The organism is Pseudomonas sp. Sample_9 (genome assembly GCF_004307535.1).
Lineage (GTDB): Bacteria > Pseudomonadota > Gammaproteobacteria > Pseudomonadales > Pseudomonadaceae > Aquipseudomonas > Aquipseudomonas mercuritolerans.
Window position 1 is genome coordinate 1 of sequence record NZ_RAZO01000470.1, and the last position, 2,524, is coordinate 2,524.

Consider the following 2,524-nt stretch of genomic DNA (forward strand, 5'->3'; position numbering starts at 1 on the left):
AGGTCATCGGCAGCAGCGAGTCGTATTCATCGGATGGCGCGTGCGACAAGGGCATTGCCAGCGTGAAGGCCAACGGGTCGACGAAAACCATCAAGGACAAGACCCTGCCTGTACTCTGAAATCCGACATCAACCTGTGGGAGCGAGCCTGCTCGCGAAAGCGGTGTTCCAGTCACCTTTTGGATTGGCTGCCAGGCCGTCTTCGCGAGCAGGCTCGCTCCCACAGGTGACCGCATTCCATTGTGGGAGCGAGCCTGCTCGCGAAGGCGTCAGCCCGGCCAATATCAAACCTCAACCGGTACCGACAACTGCGGGTCGCCCAGGGCATGACTCTTGGCATCAAAGAACCGCAACTCAACTCCGGTACCTTCAAACACCTTGGCGAAGTGACGCTTCTGATGCTGGATGAACGCGGCACTGCGCGGGTAAATCGAGATCGCCACGGTCGCGGGTCTGGCCAGGCGCAATGCCCGCACCAAGTGTGCATCCTGCTCGCCCAGCGCATGGCCGAAGATGCACAGGCTGTCGCCATGGGCCAATAACTGCTCGTAACAGAACGACAGATAATCCGAACTGCGGATGGTCTTGAGCTTGTCGGCGCTCGGCCCTTCGGTGACGAACAGGGGCACGTCGTCCAGGGTTTTGATCGTGTTGTTGATGGCGAAACTGCCGAGCAGCGTGCCTTCGGTCGAGGTCAGTTTGCGTGCGGTGCCGTCCTGATTGCGCACCAGATGCAGCCCGCCGTGCAGGTACAGCAGGCGCGGTTTTTCGGTGGCGCTCTGGCTCAGATCGAAACTCGCGTCCGCGCCGTTGAACAGGTCGTCAATGGCCTCGCCCGGGTGTTGCAGCGCCCAGTAATTGAGCAGGTCGTAGTTGGTGGTGAACACCGTGCGATAGCGCGCCAGTTCTGCATTGAGCACGGCCAGTGTCGAAGGCTGCACCAGCCGCCACGGGATGTGCACCGCGTGCACGGTGTTGATCAGCGCTTCCTTGATCGCGTAATAGCGATTGCGCGGCGCCGCTGAACTGACCGCCAGCGCCTTGTTGACCCGGCTGGTGGTTTTCAGGGCGCCCAGCACTTGCTCGAAGCTGCGGGTTTGCAGCGCGTCGAATACCGCCAGTTCCGATGGGCTCAGCGGTTTCTCTTCGACCGTACGGGCGTTTTCGAACAGCGAGTCGTAGCCGAAGTCATCCCACACCGCGCGGCTGGCGCCATTGCCCACTAGCAAACCCTGGAAATCGTTCGTTGCGCGCAAGGCGTTCCAGTCTTCGAGGGTGGCGTCGACATTGAGAAAATCGGTCATTGCGTGGGCGGTCTCAAAACAAAGGGCAGATGGACGGCGACTTTATCACGAGCGGACATTGAGCCAGATCAACATTGCTTGTGACCGATCGGTCGATCCTGTGTGCACCCGCCGAATCGAGGCAGTCGATCCGGCTCCAGTCAGGAGACACACGATGAGCAGCACCTTCTTCATTCCGGCGGTCAACATCATGGGCAGCGGCTGCCTCGACGAAGCCATGGTCGCGATTCGCAATTATGGCTTTCGCAAGGCGCTGATTGTCACCGACAGCGGGCTGGCCAAGGCCGGCGTGGCCGCGATGATCGCCGAGAAACTGGCGATGCAGGACATCGATTCGGTGACCTTCGATGGCGCCAGACCCAACCCGACCACGGCCAATGTCGAATCGGGGCTGGGGCTGTTGAAGGAAAGCCGTTGCGATTTTGTCGTGTCGCTGGGTGGCGGCTCGCCACACGATTGCGCCAAGGGCATCGCCCTCTGCGCAACCAATGGCGGGCAGATCGGCGATTACGAAGGCGTCGATCGCTCGAGCAAGCCGCAATTGCCGCTGATCGCCATCAACACCACCGCCGGTACTGCCAGCGAAATGACCCGCTTCTGCATCATCACCGACGAATCGCGCCACGTGAAAATGGCCATCGTCGACCGCAACGTCACGCCACTGCTGTCAGTCAACGATCCGGAACTGATGGTCGCGATGCCCAAAGGCCTGACCGCCGCCACTGGCATGGATGCACTGACCCACGCTGTCGAAGCCTACGTCTCGACCGCCGCCAACCCCATCACCGATGCTTGCGCGTTGAAAGCGATGAGCCTGATCAGCGGCAACCTGCGCCTGGCCGTGCGCGACGGCAGCGACCTGGCGGCGCGGGAGAACATGGCTTACGCGCAGTTCCTCGCCGGCATGGCGTTCAACAACGCCTCGCTCGGATTTGTCCACGCCATGGCGCATCAGCTCGGCGGCTACTACGACTTGCCCCACGGCGTCTGCAATGCCGTGCTGTTGCCGCATGTGCAGAGCTTCAATGCGCTGGTATGCGCTGACCGACTCAGGGATGTCGCCCACGCCATGGGCGCGGATATTCGTGGTTTCAGCGCGGAAGAAGGCGCGCAAGCGGCGATCAATGCCATTCGCAACCTTGCCAAAGACGTGGAGATTCCCGGCGGACTGCGTGAGCTGGGCGCGAAACTCAGCGACATCCCGGTGCTCGCCGCCAATGC

General features: G+C 61.5%; 3 protein-coding genes. 2 read left to right on the plus strand and 1 reads right to left on the minus strand.

The window, feature by feature from the left end; all coding sequences use genetic code 11:
* On the plus strand, positions 1–119 hold a 119-nt coding region (locus D6877_RS26975; protein ID WP_130912665.1), incomplete at its 5' end, for a YegP family protein.
* Positions 120–283: 164 nt separating this feature from the next.
* Here D6877_RS26975 and D6877_RS26985 read toward each other — a convergent pair.
* The gene (locus D6877_RS26985) at positions 284–1,303 is read right to left on the minus strand and encodes a DUF4917 family protein (RefSeq protein WP_130912666.1); all 1,020 of its coding nucleotides are present in this window, start codon (positions 1,301–1,303) and stop codon (positions 284–286) included.
* A 154-nt stretch (positions 1,304–1,457) separates the two neighbouring features.
* Here D6877_RS26985 and yiaY point away from each other — a divergent pair.
* The coding region (gene yiaY / locus D6877_RS26990; protein ID WP_130912667.1) for an L-threonine dehydrogenase at positions 1,458–2,524 on the plus strand (1,067 nt) is incomplete at its 3' end.

What these genes read in the sequence shown, in the direction of transcription:
- D6877_RS26985 (WP_130912666.1), bottom strand. Translation starts at nt 1,303, where the DNA reads ATGACCGATTTTCTCAATGTCGACGCCACCCTCGAAGACTGGAACGCC.